This is a genomic window from Kaistia terrae, from assembly GCF_026344005.1.
GTDB lineage: Bacteria > Pseudomonadota > Alphaproteobacteria > Rhizobiales > Kaistiaceae > Kaistia > Kaistia terrae.
The window spans coordinates 49138-74829 of record NZ_JAPKNH010000001.1; the positions used below are offsets into that span (position 1 = coordinate 49138).

27 protein-coding genes are annotated in these 25692 nt (G+C 64.0%); 17 read left to right on the plus strand and 10 right to left on the minus strand.

The annotated features are described in order from the left end of the window. Positions 1-125 precede the first annotated feature (125 nt). Complete coding sequence (locus tag OSH12_RS00255; RefSeq protein ID WP_266341497.1) at positions 126-1049, plus strand: SMP-30/gluconolactonase/LRE family protein; 924 nt, start codon at positions 126-128, stop codon at positions 1047-1049. 125 nt (positions 1050-1174) lie between these two features. Here OSH12_RS00255 and OSH12_RS00260 read toward each other — a convergent pair whose 3' ends face one another. Then, a complete protein-coding gene (locus tag OSH12_RS00260) occupies positions 1175-1498 on the minus strand; it encodes a GIY-YIG nuclease family protein (protein ID WP_323180571.1) in 324 nt (107 codons plus the stop codon). A gap of 110 nt (positions 1499-1608) precedes the next feature. Further along, positions 1609-2034: a MerR family transcriptional regulator gene (locus tag OSH12_RS00265; protein WP_266341499.1), complete on the minus strand. Its 426-nt coding sequence runs from the start codon at positions 2032-2034 to the stop codon at positions 1609-1611. A gap of 98 nt (positions 2035-2132) precedes the next feature. Here OSH12_RS00265 and OSH12_RS00270 point away from each other — a divergent pair, with 98 nt between their 5' ends. After that, positions 2133-4421, plus strand: a complete 2289-nt coding sequence (locus OSH12_RS00270) for a heavy metal translocating P-type ATPase (protein WP_266341500.1) — start codon at positions 2133-2135, stop codon at positions 4419-4421. Positions 4422-4612: 191 nt separating this feature from the next. Here the strand turns inward: OSH12_RS00270 and OSH12_RS00275 are convergent, their stop codons facing one another. From OSH12_RS00275 to OSH12_RS00290, 4 genes are all read right to left on the minus strand, one after another. After that, a complete protein-coding gene (locus OSH12_RS00275) occupies positions 4613-6145 on the minus strand; it encodes a S8 family peptidase (RefSeq protein WP_266341501.1) in 1533 nt (510 codons plus the stop codon). Between the two features lie 57 nt (positions 6146-6202). Then, on the minus strand, positions 6203-6883 hold the full coding sequence (locus OSH12_RS00280; protein ID WP_266341502.1) for a hypothetical protein: 681 nt from the start codon (positions 6881-6883) through the stop codon (positions 6203-6205). Continuing rightward, complete coding sequence (locus OSH12_RS00285) at positions 6880-7440, minus strand: sigma-70 family RNA polymerase sigma factor (RefSeq protein WP_266341503.1); 561 nt, start codon at positions 7438-7440, stop codon at positions 6880-6882. The genes OSH12_RS00280 and OSH12_RS00285 overlap by 4 nt, the downstream gene beginning before the upstream one ends. Before the next feature lie 137 nt (positions 7441-7577). Next, positions 7578-7952, minus strand: a complete 375-nt coding sequence (locus tag OSH12_RS00290; RefSeq protein ID WP_266341504.1) for a hypothetical protein — start codon at positions 7950-7952, stop codon at positions 7578-7580. A 297-nt stretch (positions 7953-8249) separates the two neighbouring features. On the opposite strand from OSH12_RS00290, the gene OSH12_RS00295 reads away from it, so the two are divergent. Beyond that, positions 8250-9398, plus strand: a complete 1149-nt coding sequence (locus OSH12_RS00295; RefSeq protein ID WP_266341505.1) for an MFS transporter — start codon at positions 8250-8252, stop codon at positions 9396-9398. 42 nt (positions 9399-9440) lie between these two features. Here the strand turns inward: OSH12_RS00295 and OSH12_RS00300 are convergent, their stop codons facing one another. The 3 genes from OSH12_RS00300 to OSH12_RS00310 form a co-directional block, all read right to left on the minus strand. Then, complete coding sequence (locus OSH12_RS00300; RefSeq protein WP_266341506.1) at positions 9441-9638, minus strand: hypothetical protein; 198 nt, start codon at positions 9636-9638, stop codon at positions 9441-9443. Positions 9639-9868: 230 nt separating this feature from the next. After that, a complete protein-coding gene (locus tag OSH12_RS00305) occupies positions 9869-10306 on the minus strand; it encodes a YqaA family protein (RefSeq protein ID WP_266341507.1) in 438 nt (145 codons plus the stop codon). Further along, complete coding sequence (locus tag OSH12_RS00310) at positions 10303-10659, minus strand: hypothetical protein (protein WP_266341508.1); 357 nt, start codon at positions 10657-10659, stop codon at positions 10303-10305. The genes OSH12_RS00305 and OSH12_RS00310 overlap by 4 nt, the downstream gene beginning before the upstream one ends. A 96-nt stretch (positions 10660-10755) precedes the next feature. On the opposite strand from OSH12_RS00310, the gene OSH12_RS00315 reads away from it, so the two are divergent. The 6 genes from OSH12_RS00315 (at position 10756) to OSH12_RS00340 (ending at position 16272) form a co-directional block, all read left to right on the plus strand. Beyond that, positions 10756-11418 carry an outer membrane protein gene (locus tag OSH12_RS00315; protein WP_266341509.1) on the plus strand — a complete coding sequence of 221 codons (663 nt, stop codon included), beginning with the start codon at positions 10756-10758 and terminating at the stop codon, positions 11416-11418. Positions 11419-11608: 190 nt separating this feature from the next. Beyond that, positions 11609-12256, plus strand: coding sequence for an outer membrane protein (locus OSH12_RS00320; protein ID WP_266341510.1), 648 nt, complete (start codon positions 11609-11611; stop codon positions 12254-12256). A 200-nt stretch (positions 12257-12456) separates the two neighbouring features. After that, positions 12457-13113 (plus strand): outer membrane protein, encoded by a 657-nt coding sequence (locus OSH12_RS00325; protein WP_266341511.1) that lies wholly within the window; start codon positions 12457-12459, stop codon positions 13111-13113. A gap of 208 nt (positions 13114-13321) precedes the next feature. Further along, positions 13322-14002 (plus strand): outer membrane protein, encoded by a 681-nt coding sequence (locus tag OSH12_RS00330; RefSeq protein WP_266341512.1) that lies wholly within the window; start codon positions 13322-13324, stop codon positions 14000-14002. Between the two features lie 476 nt (positions 14003-14478). Further along, positions 14479-15186: a GntR family transcriptional regulator gene (locus tag OSH12_RS00335; protein ID WP_266342410.1), complete on the plus strand. Its 708-nt coding sequence runs from the start codon at positions 14479-14481 to the stop codon at positions 15184-15186. Between the two features lie 123 nt (positions 15187-15309). Further along, complete coding sequence (locus OSH12_RS00340; protein ID WP_266341513.1) at positions 15310-16272, plus strand: dihydrodipicolinate synthase family protein; 963 nt, start codon at positions 15310-15312, stop codon at positions 16270-16272. Between the two features lie 81 nt (positions 16273-16353). Here OSH12_RS00340 and OSH12_RS00345 read toward each other — a convergent pair whose 3' ends face one another. Further along, entirely contained in the window at positions 16354-17391 is a 1038-nt protein-coding gene (locus OSH12_RS00345) for an Ldh family oxidoreductase (protein WP_266341514.1), read from the minus strand. Positions 17392-17771: 380 nt separating this feature from the next. Between OSH12_RS00345 and OSH12_RS00350 the strand changes: the two genes are divergently transcribed. The 8 genes from OSH12_RS00350 (at position 17772) to OSH12_RS00385 (ending at position 25678) form a co-directional block, all read left to right on the plus strand. After that, complete coding sequence (locus tag OSH12_RS00350) at positions 17772-18578, plus strand: ABC transporter substrate-binding protein (RefSeq protein ID WP_266341515.1); 807 nt, start codon at positions 17772-17774, stop codon at positions 18576-18578. A gap of 68 nt (positions 18579-18646) precedes the next feature. After that, complete coding sequence (locus tag OSH12_RS00355; protein ID WP_266341516.1) at positions 18647-19312, plus strand: amino acid ABC transporter permease; 666 nt, start codon at positions 18647-18649, stop codon at positions 19310-19312. Between the two features lie 12 nt (positions 19313-19324). Continuing rightward, entirely contained in the window at positions 19325-19978 is a 654-nt protein-coding gene (locus OSH12_RS00360) for an amino acid ABC transporter permease (protein WP_266341517.1), read from the plus strand. Continuing rightward, the gene (locus OSH12_RS00365) at positions 19971-20693 is read left to right on the plus strand and encodes an amino acid ABC transporter ATP-binding protein (protein WP_266341518.1); all 723 of its coding nucleotides are present in this window, start codon (positions 19971-19973) and stop codon (positions 20691-20693) included. The genes OSH12_RS00360 and OSH12_RS00365 overlap by 8 nt, the downstream gene beginning before the upstream one ends. After that, positions 20690-21937 carry an NAD(P)/FAD-dependent oxidoreductase gene (locus OSH12_RS00370; RefSeq protein ID WP_266341519.1) on the plus strand — a complete coding sequence of 416 codons (1248 nt, stop codon included), beginning with the start codon at positions 20690-20692 and terminating at the stop codon, positions 21935-21937. Before OSH12_RS00365 ends, OSH12_RS00370 begins: the two co-directional genes overlap by 4 nt. Positions 21938-21947: 10 nt before the next feature. Further along, entirely contained in the window at positions 21948-22949 is a 1002-nt protein-coding gene (locus OSH12_RS00375; RefSeq protein WP_266341520.1) for a 4-hydroxyproline epimerase, read from the plus strand. Between the two features lie 8 nt (positions 22950-22957). Then, positions 22958-24637 carry a cis-3-hydroxy-L-proline dehydratase gene (gene lhpI / locus OSH12_RS00380; protein WP_266341521.1) on the plus strand — a complete coding sequence of 560 codons (1680 nt, stop codon included), beginning with the start codon at positions 22958-22960 and terminating at the stop codon, positions 24635-24637. Between the two features lie 9 nt (positions 24638-24646). Further along, positions 24647-25678: a trans-3-hydroxy-L-proline dehydratase gene (locus OSH12_RS00385; protein ID WP_266341522.1), complete on the plus strand. Its 1032-nt coding sequence runs from the start codon at positions 24647-24649 to the stop codon at positions 25676-25678. Positions 25679-25692 lie beyond the last annotated feature (14 nt).

The following is a 25692-nucleotide window of genomic DNA, read 5'->3' on the forward strand; positions in this document are numbered from 1 at the left end:
GACGACTCCTGGTGAACAGTCTGTCTATGCACGGATATGCGTTGACGTGCTGCTAGCAAGCCCTTGCGGCAGAGGTTGCTTCGCCTATGCTTCGGCATCTTTCGTGTGTCGATAGTGGAGGGGACATGCTCGATAAGGATTTCGTGGTCTATGACGACCGCTTCAAGCGCCTGGCGATGGGGAACGTGCACGTCGAAAAGCTGGCGGAGGGTTGCCGCTGGGCTGAGGGACCCGCTTACTTTCCGGCCGGCAAGTATCTGATCTGGTCGGATATTCCGAACGATCGGCTGATGCGCTACGACGAGACCGATGGTTCCGTCTCGGTTTTTGCCACGCCTTGCAACAACCAGAATGGCCACACGGTCGATCTCGAGGGGCGTCTCGTCGCCTGCGAGCATCTCGGCCGCGCCGTCACCCGCATCGAGCATGACGGCTCGCGAAAAGTTCTTGCCGATCGTTTCGAAGGCAAGAAGCTGAACGCGCCCAACGACGTCGTCGTCAAGTCGGACGGCTCGATCTGGTTCACCGATCCGAGCTACGGCATCGACGGCGAATATGAGGGCGACAAGGCCGAGTCCGAGATTGGCGCCTGCAACGTCTATCGTATTGACCCGGCCACCGGCGCTGTCACGGCCGTCATCACCGATATGGTGCGCCCGAATGGCATCGCCTTCTCGCCGGATGAGTCGATTCTTTACGTGGCCGACACCGGCGCCACGCACAAGGCCGATTGCTCGCCCGATATTCGCGCCTATCCGGTCGCGGCCGACGGCAAGTCTGTCGGCTCGGGCCGCACCTTCGCCACCAGCGACATCGGCCTGTTCGATGGTTTCCGGGTCGACATCAGCGGCAACATCTGGAGCTCTTGTGGCGACGGCGTGAACTGCTATGCGCCGGACGGCGTCCTAATCGGCAAGATCAGGATTCCGGAAGTGGTGGCCAATGTCGAGTTCGGCGCCCGCAAGCGCAACCGCCTCTACATCTGCGGCACGACGAGCCTCTATGCCGTCTACCTCAACACCCAGGCGGCGAAGCGGCCGAAGGCGTAGGTCTTTCTGGATTTAACGCGGATCCCGGGTACGCCCGGGATCCGGTTGTCCTGCTTCCGCATAGACGGTCGGCAACCCGGCTGAGTGGATCCCTGCTTTCGCAGGGATGACGGTAGAGCGAGTTGTTACAACGCGATCGTGTCGTACAGGTCGAGCCAGTTCGGATTATTCCGCTCGATCAATTCGATCTTCCAGGACCGCTTCCAAAGCTTCATCTGCTTTTCGCGACCGATTGCCGATTCCATCGTGTCATGGATCTCGCGGTAGATCAGCGTCTTGACGCCGTAGCGTTTGGTGAACCCATCAAACAGGCCCTCTCGATGTTGCCAGACGCGTTGCGGTAGATTGCTCGTCACTCCAATATAGAGGGTGCCATTGTATGAACTTGCGAGAATGTAGACGCAGGGAGTCATGCAATTAAGGATTGCAGAATTACCCTCAGTCGTCATCCCTGCGAAAGCAGGGATCCATCCAGCCGAAGCATAGGGAAGTCTGGTGCTGGCGCCCTAATGTGAGAGGAGCGCCGCAAAGTTCCGCGACGTGGCGAAAGTCGGCATTCTCAATGCCTGTCGTGCAGGCACGAACCGTGGTCGCCCAGCACCTCGATGACCCGGCATTCGGCGACGCGGCCGTGTTCGCCTTCATCGACCATGCGCTGCACTTCGGAGCGGAGCGCGGTCAGCCTGGCGATCTTCTCGTCGATCTCGGCCAGATGGCTGCGCGCAATCACATCGACATCGGCGCAGGAACGGTCCGGCTGGTCGGAGAGCGTCAGCAACTGTCGGATCGCCTCGACTTCAAACCCCAGTTCCCTTGCGTGCCGAATGAAGCGCAGCCGCTGTACCGCAGCAGCGTCATAGCTGCGCCGATTGCTGTCGGTGCGCGCCGGCGAGGGCAGCAGACCGACCTCTTCATAATAGCGGATGGTGGGAACCTTGATGCCGGTCTCGCGAGAAACCGTGCCGATCGGAACCGTCCGGCTCATGAAAATTACCTCTTGATCCTCTAGTTGCTAGAGCATGTAGGCTCATTCTCGAAACACGCAAGAGCCTTGCGCCACGAGGCTGAAATCGAGAGCAGATCATGGGTATTCAAGACCGCTATCGCATCACCGGCATGGATTGCGCTTCGTGCGCGCAGAAGATCGACACCGCCGTGCGTCGCATTGCCGGCGTCGAGGATGTCTCCGTTTCCGTGTCGGCCGGCACGATGACCGTACAGCGCGGCGATGCGGCAGATCCGGCCGATCCGATCCAGACGATTGTGACGAAGCTTGGTTATGGCATCGCTCCGCTCGTGGGCCGCTCAGCCCCGTCCGAGCCGGCGCATCCACACAATGACCAGGGTGATGGCCATCACGATCACGATGCGTCTTGTGGCGGCCATTCCCATGATCACGGCTCTCATGATCATGACCACGCCCCTGGTCATGAACTCGCGACGCCGGCTGTTCCGGCCAAGGCGGCGCCACCTCTCGATCTGCATGGCCATGATGCCGGCGAGGATGACGGCGCCTGGTGGCAGTCGAAGAAGGCGCGCCTGACGCTGACGGCGGGCGCGGCGATCGTCGTCGCCTTCATCGTCGCGCAGTTCTTCCCGGACGTTCGCCAGATTGCTTTCGCGGTCGCCATGCTGGTCGGACTGGTGCCGATCGCCCGCCGCGCCTTCATGGCGGCGCGCTATGGCACGCCGTTTTCCATCGAGATGTTGATGACGATCGCTGCCGTCGGCGCTGTGCTGATCGGTGCGGGCGAGGAAGCGGCGATGGTCGTCTTCCTGTTCCTGATCGGCGAACTGCTGGAAGGCGTTGCCGCCCGCCGGGCGCGCTCCAGCATTCGGGGCCTTGCCACCTTGCTTCCGGAGACCGCCCGCGTCGAGGAAGCCGGCGGCACGCGTGAAATTCCGGCGGCCGAGCTCACGCTCGGCTCGATCATCCAGATCCGTCCTGGCGATCGTATCGCCGCCGATGGCCTGATCATCGAGGGCGAGAGCGCCATCGATGAAGCGCCGGTAACGGGCGAAAGCGTGCCGAAGCGCAAGGGCGTCGGCGATACCGTCTTCGCCGGCACGATCAACGCCGATGGTGTCATCCGCGTCGAAGTAACGGCGGTTGCCTCCGACAACACGATTGCCCGCATCGTCCGGCTGGTCGAGGAGGCGCAGGAATCTAAGGCACCGACCGAGCGCTTTATCGATCGCTTCTCGCGCTGGTACACCCCGGCCGTGCTGGTCGTTGGCGCGCTGGTGGCGGTCGGTCCGCCGCTGGTCGTCGGCGCTAGCTGGAGCGAATGGATCTACAAGGGCCTCGCCATTCTGCTGATCGGCTGCCCCTGCGCGCTGGTGATCTCGACGCCGGCGGCCATCGCTGCCGGGCTTGCGGCCGGTGCGCGCCAGGGCCTATTGATGAAGGGCGGCGCCGTGCTGGAAACGCTCGCCAGCATCAACCGCGTCGCGTTTGACAAGACAGGAACGCTGACGCTCGGCCGCCCCGTCGTCAGTGATATCATCGGCTATGGTCGCTCGGAGGTCGAGGTGATTGCCCTCGCGGCCTCGCTTGAAACCGGCTCCAACCATCCGCTCGCCCGCGCCATTTTAGGCAAGGCGACCGACATGGCAGCGCCGACAATCGCCGCCGAGGCGATCGCCGCGGTCGCTGGCAAGGGCATGACCGGCAAGGTCGGCGCCGATGCGCTGCTGCTGGGTTCGGCCGCCGCTGCCGCCGAGCAGACGACGCTGACCGCCGAGCAGGACAGCGCCATCGCCGCGCTCAGCGGCGAGGGCAAGAGCGTATCGGTGCTGCTGGTCAACGGCGCCATCGTCGGCATCGTCGCTATGCGCGACGGCCCGCGCGCCGACGCGAAGCAGGGACTGGCGGCCCTGGCGGCGCTTGATGTCTCGCCGATCATGCTGACTGGCGACAACGCGCGCGCGGCCAAGGCGGTTGGCGGCGATCTCGGCATCGAAGTTCGGGCCGAACTGTTGCCGCAGGATAAGCAACGCATCATCCGCGAGCTTCAGGCGGGCGGCGCCAAGGTTGCCAAGGTCGGCGATGGCATCAACGACGCGCCGGCGCTGGCCGCCGCCGATGTCGGTATCGCCATGGGCGGTGGCACCGACGTGGCGCTGGAAACGGCCGATGCGGCGATCCTCAACAACAATGTCGGCGACGTCGCCCGGTTGATCCGGCTGGCGCGGCGGACGATGACGAACATCCACCAGAATATCGTCATCGCGCTCGGCTTGAAGGCGGTCTTCCTGGTGACGACGATTGTCGGCATCACCGGTCTTTGGCCGGCCATCCTCGCCGATACCGGCGCGACGGTGCTGGTGACGATCAACGCGCTGACGTTGCTGGTGGTGAAGAAGGCGTAGGGCGCGTCTCCTGGAAGCCAAATCGGGCTATCCATGGTCTCCCGCTACCCAGGAAAATCCCGTCATCCCTGCGAAAGCAGGGATCCATTCAGCTGGGTTCGCGGCGGCGCGAGCCTCCCTGACTCTCGGCTGAATGGATCCCGGGTCAAGCCCGGGATGACGGAGAGAAAGGCTTGTTTTCAACGAGATAGCTACTGCAGCGCGGCACTGGCTGTTGCCTCGGAGACTGCCAAAAGCGCCGCCGCCGCATCGACGAGTCCCGCGCCAAAAATGTCGTCGCGGCCGGGCTTGCCGAGGTCGCGGGCCGATCGGGTCAGGATGGAGCGAACCGCATCGGGCGAAAGCTGCGGTGCGCGCTGGAGGAGGAGGGCTGCGACACCGGTTACCTGCGCCGCCGCGAAAGAGGTGCCGGAGAACTGGGCATAGGTCGCGCCGGGGGCTGCCGTCAGAATGTCGACGCCGGGGGCCGAAAGCGCGACATAGGCGCCGCGATTGGCCGATTTATAGATGGCGTCGGCCGGGTCGGTCGCCGTCACCGCGATGACCGCGGGGTGCGCGGCCGGGTAAGCGGGCGCGGCTTTTGGGCCGCCATTGCCGGCCGCCGCGATCAGGACCATGCCTTTTTCACGGGCGGCGGTGAGGCCGGCGGCCAAGAGCACGTCGCTGGGACCAGCAAAACTCAGATTGACGATGCGCGCCCCCGCGCTCGCCGCTTTGTCGAGGCTTTTCAATATGTCGAGCGTCGAGCCTCGTGCAGCGCTCCCCTCGGGTCCGAGGAAGCTGTCGAAGGCCAGAATCCTCACTTTTGGCGATACGCTGGTCAGGCGCTGGTGCGCGGCGATGACACCGGCGATCGCCGTGCCGTGCGGGCCAACGGTCGTCGTGCGGCTGGCCGGGTCGAGGGTGCCGGCCAGTTCGGGGTGGCTGCCGTCAACGCCGGAATCGATCACCGCGACCAGCACCGCGCTGCCATCGGCAAGCGCATGCGCCTCATCCAGACGCATCTTGGCGGGGGCATATTGCACAGCGGCGAGGTCGCCAGCGGCGGCCTTCGTCTCATCGGTCTGCAAGGCGTACAGGTGGTTCAACTCGCTGGAAATCAATGATTTTTCGGCACGCAGCGCGCGCAAGGTTGCGACCGAATTGCCGCCCTTGGCGACACGCGCACGGACGACGGTCGTGCCGGTCAGCGCCAGTTCGGCCGTCTCCAGCCGGGTCAGGCGGTAACGCTTCAGGATGGTGTCGGTGATCTCTGGAGATGGCGCCGCGAACAGTACTTCGCCTTCGACATAGGTGCCGGCAACCGCTTGCGGGATCGGTGGAGTCCGCTTTGGCGCGGGCGTTTTTGCCTTTATTGTCTTGGGCTTGGTGACACGCTGCTGGGCGGCTTTCGGCTTGCTGGTCTTCGTCTTAGTTGCCGCTTGCGGCCGGGGGCGGCGGGTTTCCGGGCGCTCGTAGCCGGGCGGCGGCGCGACCTCGCGCTCGCCCGCCGGATAGACCATTGTCGGGATGAACTGGATGACCGGGCCGAAATCCGGGCGGCGCGGTCGGTCGGGGCGGTCCTGACCCGGTTGCTTGGGTCGTCTCTGCCGTCGCCAGTCTTCCTCGTCGTTCGCGGCGCTTTGCGCGACAAGAATACGTTCTGCTGCAAGGACTTGCGGGATGGGTGCTGCGGCCAGCGTCGCCAGGGCGAGCGCCAAAAGTCCGATCCGATGCATGCTCATGGCAGCCTCCCGAGGGGCAGTCGCAGGAATGGCAGATGGGCTGTTGTGAACCGATGCCTACGGAGCCGCTATGACCAGCTTCACGATGTCTTTCGCGGCGGCGAGCTTTTCGATGACCGCCTTGCGGTCGGCCTCGCTCATGCTTGCCTCGCCGATCCTGAGCTTGAACAGGCCGCCGGCGCGGGGGCCGTCGATGATGGACCCGCCTACCGAGGCGATGGTTTGCTCGATCTGGGCCGCTTTTGCCTCCGGCTGGAAGGCGATCAGCAGGACGGCGCCGGCGGGGTTAACAGCCCCCGGTCCGGAGGCGGTTTGGTAGCCTTCCGTTAACCCACGGTCGGCCACCAGCCCACCGAGCGCGCCGCCAAGCACGAGCATGACGAGGGCGGCGGCGGCAGCGGACAATCCGAGCTGCGACGGGGATAGAGCGGCGATCTGCTCCCCAAGCCTGCCGAACAGGCCGGCGAGGAAGGACGGACGGGTGGAAGGCGCGGTTTTGCCGATCTCGGCGAACAGCTTTTCGGCCATGCGCGACGAGGGCAGGGGCAAGGCTTCGGCGCTCTCGATCGCCGCGATCCGCTCGCCTTCGATCCGTTTCAGATGCGCGCGCAAGAGCGGGTCGGCAGCGAGCGCCGCCTCGACCTCGATTGCCTCTTCGGCTGAAAGTTTGCCGGTGGCGTACCAGGGTAGCAGTGCCTCGATGCGTCCGGGCTCGTCCGTGTCTGGCTTCGTCATCATGGCCACCCTCTATCCAGTCCGGCTTCCCGGCAGAGTTCCGAAAGCCGCTTGCGGGCATGGAACACGCGGGTCTTCACCGTATTTTCCGGTATGCCGACAATGCGGCTGACGTCCTCGATCGACTGTTCCTGGTAGTAGACGAGGTCGATCACCTCGCGGTGCTCGCGCGAAAGCCTGTCGATGCAGGCCCGCAGGACACCGGCCTTGTCGGACTTTTGCAGCGTGACTTCCGGCGTATCGTCCTGGTCCTCGATCGTCTCGGCGAATTCGTCGTCGAGCGGGGCTTCGGTGCGCCGCCGCAGTGCCGAATAGGCCTTGAAGCGGGCGATCGACAAAAGCCAGGTGGTGACGCTGGCGCGGCCCTCGAACCGGGCCGCCTGACGCCAGACGTCGAGAAAGACCTCGGTGACGATGTCTTCCGCGATATCCTCGCGCCGGACGAGCCGCAAGACGAACCGATGGACGCGCATGTTATGCGCGGTGAACAAAGCCCGCATCGCGGCCTGGTCGCCCTTGGCGATCCGGGCCAGGTGCTGTTCGTCTTGGCTGCCGAGCATTGGAGGCCCCGTCCATCCCGCCATCTGACCGGGGAGGGTGGCGGGTTGCCGCGCCCCGGTCAACTCTCGTGGCGGTTGCCAGGCGGAGGCGGGATTGGCGCCCGTCGCCGCCTGGCTTGATCCGAGCATCGCTGCGATCACTCGCAGACCACGACCCGCTTCCAGACCCGGCCGACGCCGGGGACGAAGACACGCTTGCGGACCTTGTAGCATTCCTGGCTGGCGCCGACGAAAGCGGGGATGCCGATGTAGATGCCGCCGCCCCAGCGCGGGCCGCCCCAGCCGCCATGACCACCATGGCCGCCGTGCCCACCATGTCCGCCGTGGCCGCCGCCGTGACCGCCGCCATGGCCACCACCATGCCCGCCATGGCCGCCGCTGAAGCCGCCAGGTCCGCCGAAGCCGGGGCCGGCATTGGCGCTGCTCGTCGTGGCGAGCGAGGCGACGGAGAACGTTGCGATTGCCAGCGCTGCGACGGTGGCGGTGGTGCGGATCGTCTTGAGAATGGTCATCTTGTTTCTCCCTCTGGAACCTTTGGGACTGCCCTTTGCGGCCCCGATGACCATTGGTCGCGGCGAGACGGGAAAAGGTTCACGCGGTTCGACGATTTTTTCGGAGTTTTTTTGAATCCACCCGAAAACCGCAATTTCGCTGCGATTTTCCGCTTCGTTCGGCGTTGGGGCTTGACCGGGTCGCCCGTATCTTCAACGTGGGCGTCCACTCTTCATCGAGAGCGGCGACATGGCGCCTCGCGCCGCCGACCGCCGCTTCCGAGCAAAACCGACAATCGAGATTCACAGGTCTTCTGGATGTCTTCTTCCGAAACGATTGCAGCCTCGGCTCCCGGCGCTGGCGAACAACTCTCGACGCGAGTTGCCTTTTTCATCGCCGGTTTCGGCATGGCCGCCTGGGCGCCGCTGGTGCCCTTCGCCAAGGCGCGCGCCGGGCTGGACGATGGCATGTTGGGATTGCTGCTGCTCTGCCTCGGGGCCGGCTCGCTCGTTTCCATGCCGCTGTCGGGCGCTCTCGCGGCCCGCTTCGGCTGCCGTCGCATGATCGTTGCCGGCGCGACGATGCTGTGCATCGCGCTGCCTTTGCTCGCCAGCGTTTCCAGCTTCGGCCTGCTAATCCCGGCGCTGCTCTTGTTCGGCGCGGGCGTCGGCCTGGTCGATTGCGTCGTCAATATCCAGGCGGTGATCGTCGAGCGCGCCAGCGGCCGCACGATGATGTCCGGCTTCCATGGGCTGTTCAGCGTCGGCGGCATAGCGGGGGCGGGCGGCGTCAGCGCCATGCTGGCCCTCGGTGCCTCGCCCTTCGCGGCGGCTCTGGTCGTTGTCGCGGTGGTCGCGGCGGCGCTGGCCTTCGCCGCGCCGAACCTGCTGCCCTATGCCAGCCAGGGCAGCGGTCCGGCCTTTGCCGTGCCGCATGGCATCGTGCTGTTCATCGGTGCGCTGTGCTTCATCGTCTTCCTGACGGAAGGCGCGGTGCTCGACTGGAGCGCCGTGTTCCTCAGCTCCGTGCGCGGCGTCGATCCGAGCCATGCCGGGCTTGCCTACACGGCCTTCGCCATCACCATGACCATCGGTCGCTTGACGGGCGACCGGATCGTCCGCGTCGTCGGGCAAAATCGCATTGTCGTCTTCGGCGGCCTTTGCGCGGCGATCGGCCTCGCCATCGCGACGCTGGTGCCGTTCTGGGAGGCGTCATTGCTGGGATATGCGCTCGTGGGCGCCGGCTGCTCCAACGTCGTTCCTGTGCTCTACAGCGCGATTGGGCGGCAGAAGGTGATGCCGGAGCATATCGCGATCCCGGCCGTCACCACGCTTGGCTACGCCGGCATTCTGGTGGGCCCGGCGGCGATCGGATTCGTCGCGCAGGTCACCAGCCTGTCGGTGGCATTCCTCATTGTGGCTGTGTTGCTGGTCGGCGTTGCCGCCAGCAGCCGCTGGCTGCGCTAAAGCGTCTTCAAGCGAAACGGGTATCGGTTCGCTTGAAGAAAATCAGCCGATCAGCTCTTCGTCGACGTTGAGCACGGCGGCGATGGCGGCGCGTTCCTCGGGCATCAGGTCGCTGCCGCGTTCGGCCAGCATGATGATGATCAGGTCGACGCCGGACTGTTCCGAGAGTTCCCAGCAGGTCAGGCTGCGCCAGTGGCGTAGCGCCGCGAGGGCGGACGTGCCATTGGCAACGTCTGTCATGACCCCATCCGGCAGATAGCCATACGAAACGCGTCCGATTGTATGGGACGGGCTTAAGGCTGCGTTATGCGAGTGAGTTGGCATGGAAAAGCACCTCCTGCCTTTCCCAATGCGTGATCCGGGCTTTGGATCCATCCATCGTTAAGATCTTGTTTACCACGATGCGAAGCGGTGCTTTCTGGCCAGGCCTCATGGCGCATGGCCAGCAAGCGGGGCGGGCGGCCGAAGCGCTATCCCGCCCAATTCAGCGTGATGGCGGCGAGCACGAGATAGCGCCCCACCTTGGCTGTCGTCACCAGGGCCAGGAACACCGGCATCGGCTCGCGCAGGACGCCGGCGATGACCGTCAGCGGGTCGCCCACGATCGGCATCCAGCTTAGCAGCAGCGACCACTTGCCATAGCGGCGATACCAGCCTTCCGCCCGCGCCAGCCCGTCCGGACCGACGGGAAACCAGCGCCGGGATTGGAATTGCGCGATCCCGCGTCCCAGATACCAGTTGATCACCGAGCCCAGCACATTGCCGATGCTAGCCACCAGCACCAGCCAGAAGGGCGAATAATCCGCCAGGAGAAGGCCGACCAGCGCGGCCTCCGATTGCATCGGCAGGATGGTCGCGGCGGCGAGGGCGGCCAGGAAAAGACCGGCATAGACGGCGAGATCCGTCATGCGGCGCGCCGATCGGTGCCGGGCCATGAGGGCAGGATCGGCAGCGGGGCGATCCATGCATTCGATCCGAAAAACTTGGGCGCTAAAGTTTTCGTTTTGTATTCTTCAGAGTAAGTATGGTTGGCTTCCAATATATCCTCATTGGCGAAAATGCCGTGTGCTGGATGCTCTCGGTGGACTTTGGCCGAGAAAGCTCTGTTTGGGCAGAAATCCCGGCTTCTCATTTTCGCCACAAAATGGACGGATTTCCTTACATTTCTGCCGTATTTATCGACGCATTCCTTCCTAGGGTGCCGCTCCCGGCAACGAATCTGCCGTTTTGGCGTTGTCGATCCGGGTTCCGCGTCGGTCATGTCGATTCAAGCTGAGGCTGTGTCCAATGCACAACAGTAATCTGGATTGACTGTGATATACGTCGCTTAACATATTCGAAATGGAGTTCCCCCCAAATGAACGCTCTTCGCCTTGCTACCCTGATCTCGGCTTCGGCCCTCGCCCTCGGCGTTACCGCTGCCCAGGCTGCTGATCTCACCTACGAGCCCGCTCCCGCTCCGATCGTCGAAGCTGCCCCGGCTGCCTTCAACTGGACCGGCTTCTACCTCGGCGTCCACGCTGGCGCAGCGCTGCTCGATGGCGACTACAATGACGTCGACTTCGGCGGCTTCAGCGGTGACAACACCGGCTTCATCGGTGGCGTCCAGGCTGGTTACAACTGGCAGTTCGACAACATCGTCATCGGCGCCCAGACCGACTTCGCCTACACCTCGGCCAAGATCTCGGACGACGCGTTCGGCGCCGAGAACAAGCTTGAGTGGCTCGGCAGCACGACCGCTCGCGTCGGTTATGCCTTCGACAACTTCCTCGTCTACGGCAAGGGCGGTGTCGCTTACGGCCAGTCCAAGATCGACGACGCTGTCCTGTCCGTGAACGACTCGCAGTGGCACGTTGGTTGGACCGCTGGCGTCGGCGCTGAATACGCCTTCACCCAGAACATCACCGGCCTGCTCGAGTACAACTACGTTGACCTCGGCTCGCAGGATTACTTTAACGACGCCGTCAGCGCAGACCTGACGACCAACGTCATCAAGGCCGGCCTGAACTACAAGTTCTAATCGGCTCTAGAGCACGAGTTGGAGAAGGCGGCCCATTGGGTCGCCTTTTTCGTTTGGGACTTTGACGGAAACGGCGGAGCTCGGCGGTTTGCCGCGCCGATGTTCGGGCGCGGTGTGTGTCGTAGGGGCAACGGTATTCCAGCAGGGCTTCTGCTAGGGTCTTTGCAACAATAGATATGGAGTTCCCCCCGTGAACCTTCGTCTTTTCGCATTGGCTTCCGCTTCGGTCCTGGCGCTCGGCGTTGTCGGCGCCCAGGCAGCCGACCTGACCTACGAGCCCGCTCCCGTCGTCGAGGCGGCGCCGGCCGTCTTCAACTGGACCGGCTTCTATCTCGGCGTCCATGCCGGCGCTGCGCTGGTTGATGGCGACTACAGCTTTGACGGCTTCGGCTTCAGCGATGACAACACCGGCTTCATCGGTGGCGTCCAGGCCGGCTACAACTGGCAGTTCGACAACATCGTCATCGGTGCGCAGACGGACTTCGCCTACACCTCGGCCAAGCTTTCGGACGACGCGATCCCCGCCGAGAACAAGCTTGAGTGGCTCGGCAGCACGACGGCTCGCATCGGCTACGCCTTCGACAACTTCCTCGTCTACGGCAAGGGCGGTGTCGCTTACGGCCAGTCCAAGATCGACGATATCGACTTCGCCAACGACTCGCAGTGGCATGTCGGTTGGACCGCTGGCGTCGGCGCTGAATACGCCTTCACCCAGAACCTCACCGGCCTTCTCGAGTACAACTACGTCGACCTCGGCTCGCAGGATTACTTCGATGATTTCGTCAGCGCAGACCTGACGACCAACGTCATCAAGGCCGGCCTGAACTACAAGTTCTAATCGGCTTCGAAGTACGGTTTGGAGAAGGCGGCCCGTCGGGTCGCCTTTTTCGTTTCGGGCTCCGACGAAGAGGGGGGCTGAGGTTTTGCCGTCCCGATGAGCGGACGCTCCGATTCAGACTTCGGGTGTGTCGTTCGAGCCACGGTATTTCATCCGGACGTCTGCTAAGAGTCCCATAGCATTTGATATGGAGTTCCCCCGTGAACATTCGTCTTTTCGCACTGGCTTCCGCTTCGGTCCTGGCTCTCGGCGTCGTCGGCGCCCAGGCAGCTGACCTGACCTACGAACCCGCTCCCGTCGTCGAGGCAGCACCGGCTGCCTTCAACTGGACCGGCTTCTACCTCGGCGTGCACGCCGGCGCCGCGCTGTTCGATGGCGACTACAACTACGGCGGCTACCAGCCGAGCGACGACAACACCGGCTTCATCGGTGGCGTCCAGGCTGGCTACAACTGGCAGTTCGACAACATCGTTATCGGCGCCCAGACCGACTTCGCCTACACCTCGGCCAAGATCTCGGACGACTTTGTCGGCGCCGAGAACAAGCTGAACTGGCTCGGCAGCACGACCGCTCGCGTCGGTTATGCGTTCGACAACCTGCTCGTCTACGGCAAGGGCGGTGTCGCTTACGGTCAGTCGAAGATCGAGACCGTCGGCTTCGGCGACGATTCGCAGTGGCATGTCGGCTGGACCGCTGGCGTCGGCGCTGAATACGCCTTCACCCAGAACATCACCGGCCTGCTCGAGTACAACTACGTCGACCTCGGCTCGCAGGATTACAGCTTCGCAGGCAATAACGCTGCCAGCGCGGACCTGACGACCAACGTCATCAAGGCCGGCCTGAACTACAAGTTCTAATCGGCTCCAAGGCACGATTTGGAAAAGGCGGCCCATCGGGCCGCCTTTTTTCGTTTTGGGCCTCCGGCGGTGACGGCGGACCTCCGCGGCTCCGCCGTGCTGACGAGCGCTCAGTCTCTCCGTTCGCGCTATTGGTGTGTCCCCTGAGCAACGGTATTTCCGTCGGACCTCTGCTAGAACTGCCTTAGCAATTCATATGGAGTTCCCCGTGAACATTCGTCTTTTCGCACTGGCTTCCGCTTCGGTCCTGGCGCTCGGCGTCGTCGGCGCCCAGGCTGCTGATCTGACCTATGAGGCTGCTCCCGTCGCTGCGGCTCCGGCTGCCTTCAACTGGACCGGCTTCTACCTCGGCGTGCATGCCGGCGCAGCGATCACCGATTTCGAGTTCAGCTCGCCGCAGAACCTCGGCCCGGACTTCAGCGACAACAACACCGGCTTCCTCGGTGGCGTCCAGGCTGGCTACAACTGGCAGTTCGACAACATCGTCGTCGGCCTCCAGACCGACTTCGCCTACACCTCGGCAAAGGTATCGCTCGGCGACATCGGCGCGGGCGAAGTCGAGCAGAAGCTCGAATGGCTCGGTAGCACGACGGCTCGCATCGGCTATGCCTTCGATAACCTGCTTGTCTACGGCAAGGGCGGTGTCGCTTACGGCCAGTCCAAGTTTGAACTCCCCGTCGGCGGTGGCCTCTCGCTGCAGGATTCGCAGTGGCACACCGGTTGGACGGCTGGCGTCGGCGCCGAATACGCCTTCACCCAGAACCTCACTGGCCTGATCGAGTATAACTACGTCGACCTCGGCTCGCAGGACTACAACTTCCTGTTTGCCAATGCCGACGTCGACCTGACCAGCAACGTCATCAAGGCCGGCCTGAACTACAAGTTCTGATCGGCTCTGCAGTACGATTTGGAAAAGGCGGCCCAGTGGGCCGCCTTTTTCGTTTGTTGGACCCGGCTGGGAGTCCGAGAAGCCTGGTTTCCGCCGGCAGGCCAGGCCCGCCGGCGGAGGTAAGGTTCAGGTTGGCGGGACCGGGATGCCGCTGATGGTCAGCGTTGCTGCGGCAGCCTGCTGCAGCAAGGCGGCCTTCACGAGTGCCGGCTTCTCATAGGTCTTCTTCATCGTATTCCCCGTATGATTGCGTATGACGCAGCGTATTGTGGCATTGGCCCAACCTTGCCGTCGAGGGTACCGGCGCAACACACCCAGGCTATCCACGGTTGCTCCAGGGGAGATCGAAGGCGGAAACGCGTTGTCCTTGACCGGCGCCGAGCCCTTGCCTGCCAACGGATGCCGGATTTTGCGTGAAAAGGTTGCTCGCCAAGCCGTGCAACAGTATCCCTCTTGTCGACAAGAGGGATGTTGAGATGACGAAAAAGCCAGAGGTCAGCCGATCCACGGAGCGCAAGCGCGGTTCGGGCGTGAAAATGGTTTACGATCTGCTGCGCGACGAGATCCTTGATCTCGTCCTTTCTCCCGGCAGTCCGATCGATGAGGTCCAGCTCGCGGAACGGTTCAACATGTCCCGGACCCCGATCCGGGAGGCCCTGGTGCGGCTCGCGGGGGAGGGGCTGATCCAAACCCTTCCCAATCGCTCGACCATGGTGTCGAACATCGATTATCTCAACGTCTCGCCCTATTTCGACGCCATGGTATTGATGTACCGCGCAACGACGAGGTTGGCGGCGGAGAACCATCGCGAGTCGGATCTGGCGGCGATCCGCGGCCACCAGGCGGCGTTCGCGGCGGCGGTGCAGGCGCAGGATGCCCTCGCAATGATCGCGACCAATGCCGCCTTCCATTCGGCCATCGCCGAGGCCGGGCGCAATCCGTATTTCCTCGCCCTGTTCAACCGCATCCTCGATGAGGGGCGCCGTTTCCTGCGTCTCTACTATCAGTCCTATGAGGATCGGCTGCCGCAGCGTTTCGTCGATGAGCACGAAGCCATGATCGACGCGATCGTCGCGCGGGACGCGGATACCGCGGAGCAATTGGCAAGGGCCCATGCCAACCAGATCGTCGATCAGATCCGGAGCCTCCTGATCAGCGAGCGCCGTCTGGAGATCGCGCTTTAGGCGTTGTGGATTTTTTGTCGACAAACAGTATACAACGCGATATAAGGGGCGTCGACGGTAGGTTCGATGCCTTCGTAGGGCTGCGATCCTGCCATTCCGATCGGCAAAGCAGAGGAGTCCGATATGAAGGCCCAAATTTTTTCCGGTGTCATTCCCGCGTTGATGACTCCATGCAAGGACGACCGTAGCCCGGATTTCGACGGGCTCGTCCGCAAGGCCAAGGAACTGATCGCCGCCGGCATGTCGGCCGTCGTCTATTGCGGTTCGATGGGTGATTGGCCGCTGCTGACGAACGCCCAGCGCATGGAAGGCGTCGAGCGCCTGGTCGGCGCCGGCATCCCGGTCATCGTCGGGACCGGTGCGGTCAATTCGGCATCCGCCGTCGCCCTTGCGGCCCACGCCCAGAAGGTTGGCGCGAAGGGCTTGATGGTGATCCCGCGCGTGCTCTCTCGCGCCTCGGTCGTCGCGGCCCAGAAGGCGCATTTCAAAGCGATTCTTGCCGCTGCGCCCGACCTGCCGGCCGTGATCTACAACAGCCCCTATTATGGCTTTGCCACCCGCGCCGACCTGTTCTTCGCCCTGCGCGCCGAACATCCCAATCTCGTCGGCTTCAAGGAATTCGGCGGCCCGGACGACATGCGCTATGCGGCGGAAAACATCACCAGCCGTGATGATGGTGTCTCGCTGATGGCCGGCGTTGATACGGCCGTGTTCCATGGCTTCGTCAATTGCGGCGCGACCGGCGCGATCACCGGCATCGGCAACGTCCTGCCGAAGGAAGTCATTCACCTGTGCAAGCTGGCGCAGGCGGCGGCTACCGGTGATGTCGACGCGCGCCAGCGTGCGCTGGAACTCGAGCAGGCTCTGGCCGTGCTGTCCTCGTTCGACGAGGGCCCGGAGCTGGTCCTCTACTTCAAGTACATGCTGGTGCTGAAGGGCGACAAGGAATTCACGCTGAACTTCAACGAGGATGACGTTCTGTCGGACAGCCAGCGCAACTATGTCGAAGCGCAGCTGAAGCTCTTCAGCACATGGTATGCCGAGTGGAGCAAGCTTCCCGGCGCCGTCCAGAAGTATGCGGCCTGATCGCGCTTTAACGACAACGAACAAAAAGAGGCCCCGCGATGAGCGGGGCCTTTTTCATTTCGGCGGATGACGAGCGGGACTTTATGCGACGGCGTCGAGGCCGAGCGCCAGCAGCCTGTCGAGTTGCTCGAACTCGGATGCGGTGAGCAAAATGTCTTCCGCTTCTGACTTCGCGCGCGCCTCGAAGCGTCGCTGCGAGGGCAGCCTGGCCCCTTGCCCGACGATCGCCTCGAACAGGGTTTCGGCGCGGGCGAAGGGATCGCCGGGGCGTCCGGCAGCGAACTTCTCCGGCGAGAAGGCGAGGATGAGTTCGCCATGCGGGGGGACCAGAGTCGTGCTGCCCAAGGCTTCGAGGGCTTCCGGGCTGGTCAAGTCGCCGATCATGATGCCTGCGAGCAGTTCGATCATCGTGCCGATCGCCGAGCCCTTGTGGCCGCCGAACGGCAGCATGGCGCCGGCGAGCGCGGCATCGGGGTTGGTCGTCGGCTGCCCCGCCGCGTCGATCGCCCATCCTTCGGGCAGTGGCTTGCCGGCCCGTCGATGCAGCTCGATTTCGCCGCGCGCGGCGACGGAGGTCGCAAAGTCGAAGACGTAGGGCGGCTTGTCCCGGCGCGGCCAGCCAAAGGCGAAGGGGTTGGTGCCAAGCAAGGGCTTGTTGCCGCCCATCGGCGCCACGGACGAATAGCTTGGACACATGACGATGCCGGCCAGTCCGTGCTCCGTCAGGGCCTCGACCTCGGGCCAGAGCGCCGAGAAATGGGTGCAGTCATTGATCACGAGCGCGGCCAGCCCATAGGCGCGGGCGCGCTCGATCACGTGGGGCAGCCCGAGTTCGAAAGCCGAATTGGCGAAGCCGCCCTTCGCATTCACCTTCACGATCGCAGATGCTTCCTGCACCAGCAGTTCCGGCACGGCGTCCGGCCGTACCTTGCCGGCCTTCATCGTCCGCAAGGCGCCCTCGATCCGATAGATGCCGTGCGATTTGCAGGCGTCCCGTTCGCCGGCCACGATCACCCGCGCCACGGCGCCTGCCTGTACCGCATTCAAGCCAGCCTTGCGGAAGATCGCCTCCACGCGGTCGTTCAGTTCCTGAATCGTCAAACGGCGACTGTCTGTCATTTCCTGCCCTTCCTGGCCATGCGTACCGACACGCACCGCGAGCCGATAGATAGAATACAAAAAGTATACAAACGGTCGGAAAGTTCAATCGAATGCTTTTGCCCGCCAGCCCCAGGGCGGGGCCGCCGAAATCGGGGGCCGCCAAATCGGATCTGGACGCCTTGCCGCGGGGGGAGCGCCAGATGTGCCAAACCGGCTTTGGCTGGCGTGTCGACGGTGCCCCCGACTCTCCAATTTCGTGAACATTTGCGGAAGGTTAGGCGGGATCGGCGTGATCGTACTGTATACATAGTGTATTTTCTGGTTGATTTGATGCTGAAATCCGCAATAGTGGGGTCGTACCGTGAGAAACACGGACCAAGATAGGGAAAGAGTGTCAGATGAGGATCACCACTGCTGCATTCGGCCTTATGGCCGCCATTACAATGGTCAGCACAGCTCAGGCTGACAAACTGGATGACATCGTTGGTTCGGGAACACTGCGTTGCGCCGTCGTGCTCGACTTCCCGCCCATGGGTTCGCGCGATGCCAGCAACAATCCGGTCGGTTTTGATGTCGATTACTGCAACGATCTTGCCAAGGCGCTCGGCGTCACGGCCGAAATCGTCGAGACACCCTTTCCCGAACGTATTCCGGCTCTGATGTCCGGTCGCGTCGATGTCGGTGTCGCTTCGACCTCCGACACGCTGGAGCGCGCCAGGACGGTCGGGATGACGATCCCCTATTTCGCCTTCGAAATGGCCGTGACCGCCAACGAGAAGACGGGCATCAAGTCGTTCGAGGACATGAAGGGCAAGGTCGTCGGTGCGACCGCCGGCACATTCGAAGCCATCGCGCTTGAGAAGCAGGTCAAGGCATGGGGCGGCGGCGAGTTCCGTCCTTACCAGACACAGGCTGACGTCTTCCTTGCCCTGAGCCAGGGCCAGCTCGACGCCACGGTTTCGACCTCGACGGTCGCCCAGGCCAATGTGAAGACCGGCAAGTTTCCCGGCATCGCCGTGGTCGGCAAGGCGCCCTTCGACATCGACTATGTCGCGCTTTTCACCAACCGCGAAGAATACGGCCTGATCAACTTCCTCAACCTGTTCATCAACCAGCAGGTTCGCACCGGCCGTTACGCCGAGCTCTACGAGAAGTGGGTTGGCGGCGATCTGCCGTCGCTCACCGTCAACGGCGTCTATCGCTGATCTGACCGTTTCACCGGTGGCGCTGACCTTGGGTTCGCGCCACCGATCCACGCGAGAGGTGAAGCGGCATGTTCAAATACTCCTTCCAATGGAACCAGGCCCTCAAGGCGCTGCCGCAGATGCTGGACGGCGCCCTGGTCACGATGCAGATCGCGCTGCTGTCGATGGCGATCGGCCTCGTCGTCGCGATCATTCTCACCTTGTTTCGCCTGTCCGGCAGTCGCCTGCTTCGCGGGTTCGCCGTGGCCTGGGTCGAGATTGCGCGCAACACGCCGGCGCTGTTCCAGATCTACATGGCGCATTTCGGACTGGGTAGCTTCGGCATCCACCTCAGTCCGTTCACCTCGCTTCTGGCCGGTATCGCCTTCAACAATGCGGGCTATCTGGCCGAGAATTTCCGGGGCGCCCTCAAGGCTATCCCCGATACGCAGGCTCGTGCTGGCCGGTCGCTCGGCATGACCTCGCTGCAGGCATTCCGGTTGATCGTCGTGCCGCAGATGCTTCGCATCGCCTTCCTGCCGATTACCAACCAGATGGTCTGGGCCATCCTGATGACCTCGCTCGGCGTCACGGTGGGCATGAATACCGACCTTGCCGGCGTCACGCAGGCGTTGAACGCCCGGACTTTCCGTACCTTCGAATTCTTCGCCCTGGCCGCGGTGATCTATTACCTGATCGCCAAGGTGGTCACCCTGGCAGCCAGGCTGATTGCCTCGCGCCTGTTCCGTTATTGAGAGGGGAGAGCCATGTTCGACACGTCCCTTTCATGGGGTGATATCGTCTTCCTGGCGCAAGGCGCCGGCATGACGCTCGCGGTCACGGCGGTCTCCGTCATCGCCGGAACCATTCTTGGCATCTTTTGCGGTGTGATCCGCGTCCAGCTCGGGCCTTATTGGTCGATACCGCTGACCTTTGTGCTCGACATCTTCCGCTCTGTGCCTCTGCTGATCCAGCTCGTCCTCGCCAATGCGTTCCAGTCGATCGCGAAGCTTGGCTGGCCTCCCTTCACCACCTCCTGCGTGGTGCTGTCGCTCTATACCGCCGCCTATTGCACCGAGATCGTCCGTGGCGGCATCGACGCCGTTCCGCTGACGACGCGCCGGGCAGGGCGTTCCCTCGGTCTGAGCTGGTGGCAGGACATGCGCTTCATCGTGGCCCCGCTCGCCACGCGCGTCTCGCTGCCATCGTGGATCGGCCTCACGCTCGGCGTCATGAAGGACTCCGCGCTGGTGCTCTGGCTCGGCCTGATCGAACTCCTGCGCGCCTCGCAGATCCTGGTCACCCGGCTGCAGGAACCGCTGTTCATCCTGCTGATCTGCGGCGCGATCTACTTCCTCATCAGCTTCCCCATCGCCCGGCTCGGTGGCTATCTCGAAAAACGGTGGTCCCCCAATGATTGAGATTGAGAGTGTCCACAAATCCTTCGGCAAACTCGAAGTGCTGAAGGGGATCAACCTCACCGTGAACAAGGGCGAGGTCGTCAGCATCATCGGCGGCTCCGGCTCGGGAAAATCGACGCTTCTGACCTGTATCAACGGTCTGGAGCCGATCAACTCCGGCAAGATCAAGATCGATGGCACCGAGGTTCACGCCAAAAGCACGGACCTCAACAAGCTGCGCCAGAAGATCGGCATCGTGTTCCAGCAATGGAACGCCTTTCCGCACCTGACGGTTCTGGAAAACGTGATGCTCGCGCCCCGCAAGGTGCTCGGCATGGCCAAGAGCGATGCCGAGGCGATCGCCGTCAAGAACCTCACCCATGTCGGGTTGGCCGAGAAATTGTCGGTCTATCCAAACCGCATGTCCGGCGGCCAGCAGCAGCGCATGGCGATCGCCCGCGCGTTGGCGATGTCGCCGAAATACATGCTGTTCGACGAGGTGACCTCGGCGCTTGATCCCATGCTCGTCGGCGAAGTTCTCGATACCCTCAAGATGCTGGCGGAAGAGGGCATGACGATGATCTGCGTCACGCACGAAATGGCTTTCGCGCGCGACGTTTCCGACCGGGTGGCCTTCTTCCACCAGGGCGTCATGGCCGAGATCGGCACGCCGGAGCAGCTTTTCGGCGCTCCGCAAAATCCGGAAACTCAGAAATTCCTGGCCAGCATCCGGTGAGTTCCGATCTCGATGTCATCATTGTCGGCGCCGGCGTCGTCGGGCTTTCGGCCGCCATCGCCGCGCAGGCGCGCGGACTTTCCGTCACGGTCATCGATCGTGACGGCCCGGCCTCGGGCGCCTCGGCGGGCAATGCCGGCGCCTTCGCCTTCACCGATATCCTGCCGCTCGCTTCGCCCGGTATCCTGAAGAAGGCGCCGAAATGGCTGCTGGATCCGCTGGGCCCACTGTCGATCCCACCGGCCTATGCCCTCGGAATCGCGCCCTGGATGTTCCAGTTCTGGCGGGCCTGTTCTCCGGCCCGCGTCGCCGGATCGACCGCCGCGCAAACGGCGCTGATGGATCTGTCGAAGGCCGAACTCGAACCCTTCCTGCGCCAGACCGGCACGCTGCCCATGCTGCGCAAGGACGGCAATCTGCAGGTCTATGAGGGCGCGTCCGAGTTCAAGGCGTCGCTCGAAGGCTGGGCTGCGCGGGAAGCGCACGGCATCGAATTTCACCACCTCGACGCATCCGGCATGGCCGAGATCCAGCCCGGCCTCGCGCCGCGCTTCAGCCACGGCACGTTTACGCCCGGCTGGTTTTCCATTGCCGATCCAAAGCTCTATACGCTGGCGCTGGCCGAGGATTTTTGCGCAAAGGGCGGCCGGATCGAGCGCGCCGAGATCGTCGAATTGCGGCCTTCCGACGTCGGTGTCGAAGTTCTGGCCAGCGATGGCAGCGTCCGGCGCAGCCGGAATGTCGTCGTCGCGGCTGGGGCGTTTTCGCACAGGATCACGCGGACGCTGGGCGAGCCGATCCCGCTCGAAACCGAACGCGGCTACAACACGACGCTGCCGCCAGGCGCGTTCGATCTGCGCATGCAGGTCACCTTCGGCGGCCACGGCTTCGTCGTCAGCCGCCTCTCGACCGGCATCCGCGTCGGCGGGGCTGTCGAGCTTGGCGGACTGAAGCTGCCGCCGAACTTCCGCCGGTCGGAGGCCATGCTGAAGAAGGCGCAGGCTTTCCTGCCGGGGTTGAAGCCCGCGGGTGGCACGCAATGGATGGGCTTCCGTCCGTCGCTGCCCGACAGCTTGCCGGCGATCGGCCGTTCCCGCGCCACGTCGAGGGTTGTCTACGCATTTGGTCATGGCCATCTTGGCCTCACGCAATCGGCCGGCACCGCCCGGATCGTCGCCGATCTCCTGACCGGCCAGACGCCGGCCATCGACATATCGTCCTTCTCGCCACAACGTTTCCGATAGGGAGGCCCCCGTGGCCAATCACACTTTCTCCTGCATCGATGGGCACACATGCGGCAATCCCGTCCGCCTCGTTTCGGGTGGCGGTCCGCGCCTCGAAGGCGCCAACATGCTGGAAAAACGGGCGCATTTCCTGCGCGAGTTCGACTGGATCCGCACCGGGCTGATGTTTGAGCCGCGCGGCCATGACATGATGTCGGGCTCGATCCTCTATCCGCCGACGCGGCCGGATTGCGATGTGGCGGTGCTGTTCATCGAGACCTCCGGCTGCCTGCCGATGTGCGGTCACGGCACCATCGGCACCATCACGATGGGCATCGAGAACGGCCTGATCACCCCGCGCGAACCCGGCAAGCTGTCGATCGATACCCCTGCCGGCAAGGTCGACATCACCTACCGCCAGGAAGGCCGCTTCGTCGAGGAAGTGCGCCTTACCAACGTTCCCGGTTTCCTCCATGCCGAGGGCCTGACGGCCGAGGTCGAGGGCCTGGGCGAGATCGTGGTCGATGTCGCCTATGGCGGCAACTTCTACGCCATTGTCGAGCCGCAGAAGAATTTTCGCGATATCGCCGATCACACGGCCGGCGAACTGATCGGATGGAGCCCGAAGCTCCGGGCCGCGCTGAACGCGAAATACGAATTCGTCCATCCCGAGCATCCGCAGATCCAGGGCCTGAGCCACATCCAGTGGACCGGCCAGGCGACGCAGGCCGAAGCCCATGCCCGCAACGCCGTGTTCTATGGCGAGAAGGCGATCGATCGGTCGCCCTGCGGCACCGGCACCTCGGCGCGCATGGCGCAGCTCGCCGCCAAGGGCAAGCTGAAGGTCGGCGACGACTTCGTGCATGAATCGATCATCGGCTCACTGTTCAAGGGCCGGGTCGAGGCGGCGACGAAAGTCGCGGGTCGCGACGCGATCATCCCCTCGATCGCGGGCTGGGCGCGGATGACCGGCATCAACACCATCTTCATCGACGATCGCGATCCCTTCGCGCACGGCTTCGTGGTGAAGTGAGGCAAGCTATGGCCGCGCGCAGCATTCTGGGCGGCGTCGCCCACGGACCCGTCATCGTCGCCGGCGAGGCGCTGAGCTTCTGGGGCGGGGTCGATCCCGCCACGGGCAAGGTGATCGACGTGCATCACCCGCTTCATGGCGTATGCCTGACCGACAGCATCCTGTTGATGCCGTCGAGCCGGGGCTCCTGCACCGGCTCAGGCGTTCTGCTGGACCTCGCGCTGACCGGGCGGGCGCCGGCCGCGCTGGTGTTTTCGGAAGCCGAGGACGTGCTGACCCTCGGCGCGCTGATCGCGTCGGAACTGTTCGGCAAACGGCTGCCGGTACTGCGCCTGGCGCCCGAGGCTTTCGCGGCGCTGTCGCAGGCGAAAACCGCTACGATCAGCGATACGGCGATCGAGGCCGATGGATTGCAGCTGGCGGTCAGCCCGGCCGCCTCCGCCGCGCTCGACCTCACCGAGGCGGATCGCGCCATGCTTGACGGGCGCGAAGGCCTGGCCGTGCAACTGGCCATGCGGATCATCTGCGCCATGGCAGCCCAGCAGGGCGCGACGGGTCTGGTGGATGTCACGCAGGCCCATATCGATGGCTGCATCTATGCCAGCCCCGCCAACCTGACCTTCGCCGAAAAGATCGCCGACATGGGTGCGCGCGTGCGCGTCCCGACCACGATGAACGCCATATCCGTCGATCGCGCCAATTGGCGCGAGCAGGGCGTGCCTGCCTCGTTCGGCGACCCGGCCGCGCGTCTGGCCGATGCCTATGTCCGCATGGGCTGCCGGCCGACCTTCACCTGCTCGCCCTACCTGCTCGACAGCGCCCCCGGCGCCGGCGAGACCATCGCCTGGGCCGAGTCCAACGCGGTGATCTTCGCCAATACCGTGCTCGGCGCGCGGACGGCGAAGCACCCCGATTTCCTCGATCTCTGCATCGCGCTGACCGGGCGCGCGCCGCTCTCCGGCGTCTATCTCGATATCCATCGCAAGGCTCGCCGGGTCATCGATGTCGAACTGCCCGACGCGGTGGATGATGCCTTCTGGCCGCTGATTGGCTATCTCGCCGGCCGCGCCGCGCCCGACCGGATCCCGCTCCTGCGCGGCCTCGCCTCGGCCCATCCCTCTCGCGACGACCTGAAAGCGCTCTGCGCCGCCTTCGGCACCACGTCCGCCGCGCCGATGCTGCATGTCGAGGGCGTGACGCCCGAGGCAGAGGGAGCCGCCGCAGCGGATACCGACCGCATGGTCATCACCCGCGCGGACATGGCCGCCGCCTGGCAGCTGTTGAACGAGGGGCCGGAGGCGGTCGAACTCGTCGCCATCGGCAGTCCGCATGCCTCGATTGCCGAATGCCGCGCGTTGGCCGTGGCGCTTGGCGGCCGCAAGCGCCACAAGGATGTCGCGGTCATCGTCACGGCGGGGCATCAGGTCATCGCGGAAGCGCGCGACGACGGCACGCTCGGCCTGCTGGCGGAGAGCGGCGTGCAGGTGCTGCCCGACCTTTGCTGGTGCTCGATTTCCGAACCGGTTTTCCCGACGCGGACCCGGGCCTTGATCACGAATTCCGGCAAATACGCCCATTACGGCCCCGGTCTTTCCGGCCGCGCCGTGCGCTTCGGCAGCCTTGCCGAGTGCGTGAGCGCCGCCCTGACCGGACTGGCCCCCAAAACTCTACCCGACTGGCTTTCCTGAGGTATCCCGATGCGCTCGACCAAAGTCGTTCATGTGATCTCGGCTCATGCGGAAGGGGAGGTCGGCGACGTGATCGTCGGCGGTGTTTCGCCGCCGCCGGGCGATACGATCTGGGAACAGAGCCGGTGGATCGTGCGCGACCAGACGCTGCGCAATTTCGTGCTGAACGAGCCGCGCGGCGGCGTGTTCCGCCATGTCAATCTGCTGGTGCCGCCGAAGCATCCCGAAGCGGATGCGGCCTTCATCATCATGGAGCCGGAAGATACGCCGCCCATGTCGGGCTCCAATTCGATCTGCGTTGCCACGGTGCTGCTGGATAGCGGCATCCTGCCGATGCAGGAGCCGATTACGGAGATCACGCTGGAGGCGCCTGGCGGCCTGGTCCGTGTCCGGGCCGAATGCCGAAACGGCAAGGCCGAACGCATTTTCGTCCGCAACCTGCCGAGCTTCGCCGACCTGCTGGATGCAAAGCTGGAAGTGGAAGGGCTCGGCACGCTGACCGTCGACACCGCCTATGGCGGCGACAGCTTCGTCATCGTCGATGCGGCGGCGCTGGGCTTTTCGCTGAAGGCGGACGAGGCGCAGGATCTGGCGCAACTCGGCGTGCGCATCACCAACGCCGCCAATGCCGCGCTAAAGTTCCACCACCCCGACAATCCCGACTGGCGACATTTCTCCTTCTGTCTCTTCGCCGGTCCGGTCGAACGCACGGCAGAGGGGCTTCGCGCCGGCGCTGCCGTGGCGATCCAGCCCGGCAAGGTCGACCGCTCGCCCACCGGCACGGCGCTATCGGCGCGGATGGCCGTGCTGCATGCGCGCGGTGAGATGGTGGAGGGGGAAACGCTGACGGCGGTCTCGATCATCGGCTCGACGTTTACGGGCCGTATCCTCGGCACGACCGAGGTTGGCGGCCGCCCTGCGGTTCTGCCGGAAATTTCCGGGCGCGCCTGGATCACCGGCACCCACCAGCACATGCTCGACCCATCCGACCCATGGCCGTCGGGCTACAGGCTGGCTGACACCTGGCCCATGAAAAAATAGGCCTGCAACTTTTG

Coding starts and splice junctions, on each gene's coding strand:
- OSH12_RS00255 (WP_266341497.1), top strand. CDS start 126: ATGCTCGATAAGGATTTCGTGGTCTATGACGACCGCTTCAAGCGCCTG.
- OSH12_RS00260 (WP_323180571.1), bottom strand. CDS start 1,498: ATGACGACTGAGGGTAATTCTGCAATCCTTAATTGCATGACTCCCTGC.
- OSH12_RS00265 (WP_266341499.1), bottom strand. CDS start 2,034: ATGAGCCGGACGGTTCCGATCGGCACGGTTTCTCGCGAGACCGGCATC.
- OSH12_RS00270 (WP_266341500.1), top strand. CDS start 2,133: ATGGGTATTCAAGACCGCTATCGCATCACCGGCATGGATTGCGCTTCG.
- OSH12_RS00275 (WP_266341501.1), bottom strand. CDS start 6,145: ATGAGCATGCATCGGATCGGACTTTTGGCGCTCGCCCTGGCGACGCTG.
- OSH12_RS00280 (WP_266341502.1), bottom strand. CDS start 6,883: ATGATGACGAAGCCAGACACGGACGAGCCCGGACGCATCGAGGCACTG.
- OSH12_RS00285 (WP_266341503.1), bottom strand. CDS start 7,440: ATGCTCGGCAGCCAAGACGAACAGCACCTGGCCCGGATCGCCAAGGGC.
- OSH12_RS00290 (WP_266341504.1), bottom strand. CDS start 7,952: ATGACCATTCTCAAGACGATCCGCACCACCGCCACCGTCGCAGCGCTG.
- OSH12_RS00295 (WP_266341505.1), top strand. CDS start 8,250: ATGTCTTCTTCCGAAACGATTGCAGCCTCGGCTCCCGGCGCTGGCGAA.
- OSH12_RS00300 (WP_266341506.1), bottom strand. CDS start 9,638: ATGACAGACGTTGCCAATGGCACGTCCGCCCTCGCGGCGCTACGCCAC.
- OSH12_RS00305 (WP_266341507.1), bottom strand. CDS start 10,306: ATGACGGATCTCGCCGTCTATGCCGGTCTTTTCCTGGCCGCCCTCGCC.
- OSH12_RS00310 (WP_266341508.1), bottom strand. CDS start 10,659: ATGACCGACGCGGAACCCGGATCGACAACGCCAAAACGGCAGATTCGT.
- OSH12_RS00315 (WP_266341509.1), top strand. CDS start 10,756: ATGAACGCTCTTCGCCTTGCTACCCTGATCTCGGCTTCGGCCCTCGCC.
- OSH12_RS00335 (WP_266342410.1), top strand. CDS start 14,479: ATGACGAAAAAGCCAGAGGTCAGCCGATCCACGGAGCGCAAGCGCGGT.
- OSH12_RS00340 (WP_266341513.1), top strand. CDS start 15,310: ATGAAGGCCCAAATTTTTTCCGGTGTCATTCCCGCGTTGATGACTCCA.
- OSH12_RS00345 (WP_266341514.1), bottom strand. CDS start 17,391: ATGACAGACAGTCGCCGTTTGACGATTCAGGAACTGAACGACCGCGTG.
- OSH12_RS00350 (WP_266341515.1), top strand. CDS start 17,772: ATGAGGATCACCACTGCTGCATTCGGCCTTATGGCCGCCATTACAATG.
- OSH12_RS00355 (WP_266341516.1), top strand. CDS start 18,647: ATGTTCAAATACTCCTTCCAATGGAACCAGGCCCTCAAGGCGCTGCCG.
- OSH12_RS00360 (WP_266341517.1), top strand. CDS start 19,325: ATGTTCGACACGTCCCTTTCATGGGGTGATATCGTCTTCCTGGCGCAA.
- OSH12_RS00365 (WP_266341518.1), top strand. CDS start 19,971: ATGATTGAGATTGAGAGTGTCCACAAATCCTTCGGCAAACTCGAAGTG.
- lhpI (WP_266341521.1), top strand. CDS start 22,958: ATGGCCGCGCGCAGCATTCTGGGCGGCGTCGCCCACGGACCCGTCATC.
- OSH12_RS00385 (WP_266341522.1), top strand. CDS start 24,647: ATGCGCTCGACCAAAGTCGTTCATGTGATCTCGGCTCATGCGGAAGGG.